This is a genomic window from Paenibacillus sp. JJ-223 (assembly GCF_927798175.1).
Lineage (GTDB): Bacteria > Bacillota > Bacilli > Paenibacillales > Paenibacillaceae > Paenibacillus > Paenibacillus hubeiensis.
The window spans coordinates 81,351-87,836 of record NZ_CAKMMP010000023.1 but is presented as its reverse complement, the minus strand read 5'-3'; the positions used below and the strand labels follow the sequence as shown (position 1 = coordinate 87,836).

At 39.1% G+C, this 6,486-nt stretch carries 8 protein-coding genes and 1 pseudogene; 3 read left to right on the top strand and 6 right to left on the bottom strand.

Annotated elements, in window-relative coordinates:
• Nucleotides 1-175: 175 nt before the first annotated feature.
• Nucleotides 176-895, bottom strand: coding sequence for an SDR family NAD(P)-dependent oxidoreductase (locus L6H98_RS29235; RefSeq protein WP_236421222.1), 720 nt, complete (start codon nucleotides 893-895; stop codon nucleotides 176-178).
• A 515-nt stretch (nucleotides 896-1,410) separates the two neighbouring features.
• Between L6H98_RS29235 and L6H98_RS29230 the strand changes: the two genes are divergently transcribed.
• Nucleotides 1,411-1,821: a hypothetical protein gene (locus L6H98_RS29230; protein ID WP_236421221.1), complete on the top strand. Its 411-nt coding sequence runs from the start codon at nucleotides 1,411-1,413 to the stop codon at nucleotides 1,819-1,821.
• A 574-nt stretch (nucleotides 1,822-2,395) separates the two neighbouring features.
• Here L6H98_RS29230 and L6H98_RS29225 read toward each other — a convergent pair.
• Entirely contained in the window at nucleotides 2,396-2,821 is a 426-nt protein-coding gene (locus L6H98_RS29225) for a hypothetical protein (protein WP_236421220.1), read from the bottom strand.
• A 150-nt stretch (nucleotides 2,822-2,971) separates the two neighbouring features.
• Between L6H98_RS29225 and L6H98_RS29220 the strand changes: the two genes are divergently transcribed.
• On the top strand, nucleotides 2,972-3,283 hold the full coding sequence (locus tag L6H98_RS29220) for a hypothetical protein (protein ID WP_236421219.1): 312 nt from the start codon (nucleotides 2,972-2,974) through the stop codon (nucleotides 3,281-3,283).
• A 32-nt stretch (nucleotides 3,284-3,315) separates the two neighbouring features.
• Nucleotides 3,316-3,561, top strand: a complete 246-nt coding sequence (locus L6H98_RS29215; protein WP_236421218.1) for an Ltp family lipoprotein — start codon at nucleotides 3,316-3,318, stop codon at nucleotides 3,559-3,561.
• Between the two features lie 63 nt (nucleotides 3,562-3,624).
• Here L6H98_RS29215 and L6H98_RS29210 read toward each other — a convergent pair.
• The 4 genes and pseudogenes from L6H98_RS29210 to L6H98_RS29200 form a co-directional block, all read right to left on the bottom strand.
• Nucleotides 3,625-3,833: pseudogene (locus tag L6H98_RS29210) on the bottom strand (IS3 family transposase); the annotation flags it as partial.
• A 201-nt stretch (nucleotides 3,834-4,034) separates the two neighbouring features.
• Nucleotides 4,035-4,262 carry a hypothetical protein gene (locus L6H98_RS31480; protein WP_356724807.1) on the bottom strand — a complete coding sequence of 76 codons (228 nt, stop codon included), beginning with the start codon at nucleotides 4,260-4,262 and terminating at the stop codon, nucleotides 4,035-4,037.
• Nucleotides 4,263-4,279: 17 nt separating this feature from the next.
• A complete protein-coding gene (locus L6H98_RS29205) occupies nucleotides 4,280-5,434 on the bottom strand; it encodes an acyltransferase (RefSeq protein ID WP_236421217.1) in 1,155 nt (384 codons plus the stop codon).
• Nucleotides 5,435-5,759: 325 nt separating this feature from the next.
• Nucleotides 5,760-6,188: a hypothetical protein gene (locus L6H98_RS29200; RefSeq protein ID WP_236421216.1), complete on the bottom strand. Its 429-nt coding sequence runs from the start codon at nucleotides 6,186-6,188 to the stop codon at nucleotides 5,760-5,762.
• Nucleotides 6,189-6,486: the final 298 nt, after the last annotated feature.

Sequence of the window (6,486 nt, the reverse complement as noted above, 5' to 3'; positions counted from 1 at the left end):
GATTTCGCTATACGCAAGTATCCTAGCTACGCAGGGGCTTGGCCCCTCCTGCGACCGGACTTTCACCGGCTAGAAGATGCGTGCTTAGCTGGGCACGCCGAATGGCAAAAAAAACACGCTGCAGGGAGCGTGTTTAAGTTGATGTCTTTGGCGCCGATCGCGTAACTTCAGTCCGTCATGCATTCAAATCCGTGATCGCCGGAACATGGATTTCCTTTACACAAGCTGCGCTGGAGAGACTGACAATACATTTAACGATGGATACGATGTCCTGAACCGGAATACGGGTTCCCCCATACAGAGCAATTGCTTTGTCCGCCCCTTCCTCATAAGGGACTGCGGCAGCCAATTCTCCCGGATTGATGCAGGTTACCGCAATGCCATCTTTGCGAACATGTTCTCTTAGAGCATTGGCGATGCCGCGCAGTCCGAATTTGGAGGCCACAAACGATACTTGTGCATTATTCGTATGCTCCAATCCGGCGGTAGATCCGATCAGAATAATTTTTCCCGCCCCCGACATGCGAACGTTCGGCAATAACGCCTGAATGGCAGTGATGGTCGTGGTGATATTCACATGAACGATGTTGGCGATGTCTGCCGGGTCATCCTTCTCGAAGTCGTAATGCTCCTCGAATCCTGCCTTCTCCCAAATGCCCACGTTATATATCAGAACATCGATCGGTTCAGATGCCAAAGCATCCGTTATTTTCCGTGCTGCATCCGTCCGCGCCAGATCCGCTTCGATCCATGTCCGTTTGACGCCATCGTTCAGTGCCAAGCTGCCCGGCTTGCTCCGGGACACGATCCATATTTGATCACCCTGCTCCGGCAGCCCTTTGACGAATGCATCGCCCAATCCCTTGCTGGCGCCAAAAATGATATAATTTTTCATCTATTTCTCCTTTTTTGAAAGTGATATGGTCGATTTCTAATCTATTATAACCGGATCTATTATAACCGGATGGATTTCCCGTACAAAGAAAGATCGTTCCTCGTTACCCTTGTTGCGATAACTGAAACGATCTTTGGGAAGGGATGGCTTAACGTATCTTCCTGGCCCCGGGGTGTCGCTTGCACCTTACTACACGTTGTTGGTTTAACCACTCTCCTTTTCGTTTGAGTGCAACCTTCGTATCCCTTTAACCGTCTAATAAAGCGCAATAATCAATCACACTAGACCACTGCGAGCGCAGTACCATCTTCCGATCGCTGTTATCCCCAGATTTTTCGAATCCCCTTTTCGAAGGGGAAAATCCGGTGAACAAACTATGCTTCCGATGAAGCTTTCTTTCAGAAAGCTTATAAGCGAACGCTACGCTTCTTCAGATTGGTTCTGCCTCTCCGTTAACGTGTGGATGTTTTTTCAGTTTATGTAATAAGTACCTTTGGGGAAGGAGAGAAAGGGAAATGAAATCGATATTGTCTGTTTTCATTTTGGTTCTTATGGTTACAGGTTGCAGCGGCAAAGGTGATTATTCTAACCATTCTACAGCACCGCAAGACGCACTAAAGACGTCTGAGGCTATCATCCTTGCGCAACAGGAGTCAAAGGGACAAAAGAAAATTCTTCTTGCGTTAGACACAAAAAATCCCGAGTTACAGTCAAACCTGAAAGAAATTACGGGTCAAGCCGTTCAGGAGATTTTAAAAACAAATAAATATAACTTAGAATGGCTGGATCTTAAAAACATCTCACCGGGAAAAGGTGATTTTAATGCCTTGAAGATCGGGGCGAAAATCAAATTTGTTGCTGATAAAGAACATCTGGATACGGTTCCTCCGACATCTATTGCCAAAGAAATAAAAATAGAAGAATAAAAAAAGTTAGTGTGACCACAGCCATGAAAGAAAACACATTTTCTACATACAAAAAACCGCCAAACACTCGGAAATCCTTGTGTTTAGCGGGTTCTATATGTATGGAGCCTAGGGGGACCGAACCCCTGACCTCATCGCTGTCAGCGATGTTTAGGACCTGGAACCGCGTAAACACACTTTACAAATATGTTATTAAATCAATTCTTTTCACAAAACTGGAATAAAATATACTCATTTCTATGTTGCGATTTGAATTCAGTCCCCAATAAGGCCCCAACTTCAGGGAACAAAAACAAATAAGAAAATCCATGCTATATTAATGGGGTTTCTTATGTGTTTTTTACGTCACTAGTCTAATCAATATCGCAGTAACCTCAATTATGTTGTTCATCATCTATATATTTTTGAAGTACATTGATGGCTTTAGTTTTGAGTTCATTAAACAACTCTATTTCTCTTTCTTTTGTAGGCCACAACAAATTTTTGTATTTTTCAATAAATGCTTGAAAAAGTAAATTATTGTCTTGTATTTCTTTTACTTCTAAGATTTCAGAAATGATTTTTTTATCTCTAATTATACAAAAGAAATGATTGTAAAGTTTTTTATTCTTTTCGCATAAAATTCGTTAATTAAACCTGTTGTATATGGTCTGCTCGGCATGACTGAATAAGTTATTCTTAAATTTTTTTCCTCACCATCTTTTACACTTTGTTTTTCTGAAGCATATCCCAAAGTCTCTATCTTGATGATGTTTGTAACTTCCAATTCATCTCCTTGAATATGAGATAATTGTAAAGGAATTTCGTTCTTTATTAAGACTTTTTCGAGTTCTTTCAATTGAAATTTTAATATATTGTACATTGTATCCTTATTGTTTTCTTTTTTCTTTCCGTTTATTTTGATATCTAAGGGAGGTAATTTGAAATTGTTAAAGTTCCTTAAATCGTTATTACAGTCCACATTGAAACTTACAATTTTCCTTTTATGATCAATGGCCACTGTAGCGTTATGTTATATAACAGTTCCTTTTCAGCAATGCATCAGATTATAATTGTACAGTAACCCATTTGTAAAATGTTTCATAAATGTCTAGGAACATTTTCCTAGGTCTGATAGACTATCATTAACCAATACATAGGAGGATTTACCTTGAACAAGAAACCAATTTATAAGAAGAGGTGGTTCTGGATTGCTATCGTGGTTGTTATCGGGGTGATCGGTAATCTTGGAGCAAATGAAAAAAGCCCGACAAATGACGTAACTGCACAAGCAAGCACTCAGCAAGCACAATCAGCCAAAGAAGAAACATCAACTGAACAGACAACCACAGACAAAGAGAAAGCAGAAGCCGAGAAAAAAACTATTGAAGAACAGAAAGCAAAAGATAAAGCTGCGGCCGAGAAGCAGCTAAAAAGGAAGCTGAAGCAAATAGTGTTCCCAGAGAACATAAAGCTGCATTAGAAAAAGCGCAACAATATGCAGAGGTTATGAGTATGTCGAAAGCAGGCGTTTACGATCAGTTAACGTCCGAATATGGAGAGAACTTCCCGAAAGAAGCCGCTCAATACGCTGTCGACAACCTTAAAATTGATTGGAAAGAAAATGCATTAAAAAAGGCACAATCTTATGCAAAGAGCATGAGCATGTCAGATTCAGCTATTTACGATCAGTTAACATCCGAATATGGGGAAAAATTCACCGCGGAAGAAGCACAATACGCGGTTGATAATTTAGAATAATAACGTAAAAAAGGCTCTGCCAGCACTAAAGTGTACCCTTTGTAAAGGACATTTTGAAAAAAACTAGGAAACTCGTTGAAGCTGCTGTCTGTACTTTACAGGCGGCAGCTTTTTCAAATTCCATTGCCCTCGATTATGATTGTAATACGTCAGTAATTCTTAATTTCTCGTTTTACTTCTTCTAGTGTTTCGCATTCTTTGATATACGTTTCATCCTAAAAATGCCCAAAGAATGATTCTTGGGGGGCATTATCCCAACAATTCCCTCGGCGTTGCTCTTCTGTCAATAAAGTGGACACTCTCGTTTACGAAGTCTTTTGGTAATACTGTTTCTCGAATTCCCAAGGTGACAGGTAACCCAGTGTACTGTTCGAGCGCTTGCGATTATAAGAAAATTCCAAGTAGCGATATAGTGTTTCATAGGCTGCTAAAGAGCAGATCATAAGAGACCTGCTCACATTCTACTGCTATAATTACCTCGCTGCTACTTGATCGTGTCCGCCGGGGCTTATGATATTGAAGTATTGGCCTTCTACTTCCGCGATGTTACCAGTAGCAATGTACTGGCTTTTTTCATCGTCCATGTAGATCGAAAACTTGAATGTATAGGCACCGTTGATTTGTTCGGAAATTTCGTCGTTTAAGTAATCATCGAGTATAGCTAGAGGTTGATGCAATGAGTTGAGAATACGTATCAACACAACCACCACTTTTTCATTTATACTTCGTATTGTTCTTTTCTCGTATCTAATTTAGTTCTTATATTTGGTAATACTTTTTTTAATTTCAAACAAGGCTTCTCAACGTACCTCCATGATAACAATGATACAAAAAGAGTCGCTATGAAGGCACTGACAAACAAACTGTATGTACCAATTCTATTGTTGGTCATTATAATGATCATTTGCTGAATAGGCCATGAAAAAATGTATAAACCATATGACGGATCGCCAATTTTGTGGAAATGCTTGTAACTGAAGTTAATGCCGACAGATATCACGATGTATGGAAAAAGGATCATACACCAATTGTTGAATTGCGACAATTGAGTTGATAACCACAATAACAAAAGAGCAAGTACTAAGAAACGGTGACTGTATAGTATTTTTTCTCTATATAAGTACAGCAATGACCCCATACAGTAGTAATAAGCAAATTTAATGAAGTTAGGTAATTGAAAGGATCCTAACACCCAAAATTGTTTAACAGGTACCGAAAATGGTACGTAAGAATACTTCATATTGAGATAATACAGCACTCCTAGAATGACAGTGAAAATAACCATTAAGAATCGGTGTCTAAGCATTAGGAAAAATGATAACACAATCAAAAGGATATAACACCCTAACTCCAACTGAAGCGTCCACATTGACCCATTGGCTAACGCCACGCCATCACCTGGAAATGGTGCATTCCTGAACAAGTCACCTGGAGTATTCATGAATTTTTCACCAATATTAAAGGTGATGTTGTACGAAACAAATTTCCATGTACTATCTGAAGTTAGATATTCTCCTATTTTCATTTGTGTAAATATTGGGCCCACAACAAAAGAGATCATTATAAGACATACCAAAAAAGCTGGGATAATTCGAATTAATCTTTTTAATAGATAATCGATATAGTTCCGACTATTTTCTATGCTCTGTGTTGTTAAAAAACCACTGAGGATAAAGAACCCGAATACCGACAAACTGCCCGCATCAATAGCTTTAGTCAGTTTAATTATTATCTCTGTTGCTCCAGTAGGGTTGCCCGTTAATGCAAAGGAATGAGAATATATTACCGCAATGGCAAATACGAACCTCAGTATATCAAATGAGTTCCTGTCCCTCCTGTATAATTCCCCCAGCGTCTTAGTTGAGCTCCACAAATCCTTACCCCCTATAAATTATTACTGATATATATTAACATGTTTTTAATAATCCATATAGACTAAATACGCTCAACAATCAACCCACGTAAGTAATGGTATCTGAACCGTTAGGAAATTGCCCCAACACTGAGACTGATTTTGCTCAGTATCTACAGCGCCATTAGAATTAAATATTTCATAAATAGAGTTGCGCTTGAACGCTATGGCACTTCTGTTTTGAACATTAGTCGCATTCATGTTAAATATTTCAGCCTCAATAATCCACTTCCCGGTTTCTGCTGCTGAAAATTGAGTAGTAGCGAAACATTCAGAGTCGTCGGTATCAAACTTTAAGAAAATGTTCTTTATCCCTGCTGTTCCCGAAACGGAACCCCCACGTCCTGATTTTGAACCCACCATTTTTCCTAATGGAGTCTTTAGGTACAAATAAATAAGTCATTTGCGCCTGGGATGTTGAATTCGTTGTGAAAGAACCTAGAGATTTCTGAATATCTAACCAGCCGCCATTATTTACTATAATGTTAGTTTGATCCTCCATGATTCCCGGTTCCACATAAAAATCAGCATTAACATTACGATAAACCTGATTGTTTGTGATTGTTGACATCGTAATACGCGTGGCACTCGATATAGAATGAACACAAATACCATATTTTTGTTTTGGGGTAGCAGAATCATCCCAGCAAACGTTGCCGTTTATGATGATACCTTTACCAACTGTAAGCATTACCGACTCAATTGCTCCTTTCATCGATACGCCAATTCCGGACCCACTTAAACTACCTGACTTATTACAATTAGAAACTTTATTTCCTATTACAGTTACATAACTCGTTGTTGATACTGCTATTCCGTCAGCACTGTAATTATGTTTCCCGAAATGGTTGAAAGGGCGTAGCCCATTCAATTCCGCATGCGGTAACATCGATTTGATAGCATTTTTTTATAACGTTATTAGCACAACATTATTCCCAGTAGGACTTATTTGCGAGTATTCAGAGTAAATAGTACATTTCCTTATATGTTATATTCTGAGCAAAGTGCGCTGT

Coding starts and splice junctions, on each gene's coding strand:
- L6H98_RS29235 (WP_236421222.1), bottom strand. CDS start 895: ATGAAAAATTATATCATTTTTGGCGCCAGCAAGGGATTGGGCGATGCA.
- L6H98_RS29230 (WP_236421221.1), top strand. CDS start 1,411: ATGAAATCGATATTGTCTGTTTTCATTTTGGTTCTTATGGTTACAGGT.
- L6H98_RS29215 (WP_236421218.1), top strand. CDS start 3,316: ATGTCGAAAGCAGGCGTTTACGATCAGTTAACGTCCGAATATGGAGAG.
- L6H98_RS29200 (WP_236421216.1), bottom strand. CDS start 6,188: ATGAAAGGAGCAATTGAGTCGGTAATGCTTACAGTTGGTAAAGGTATC.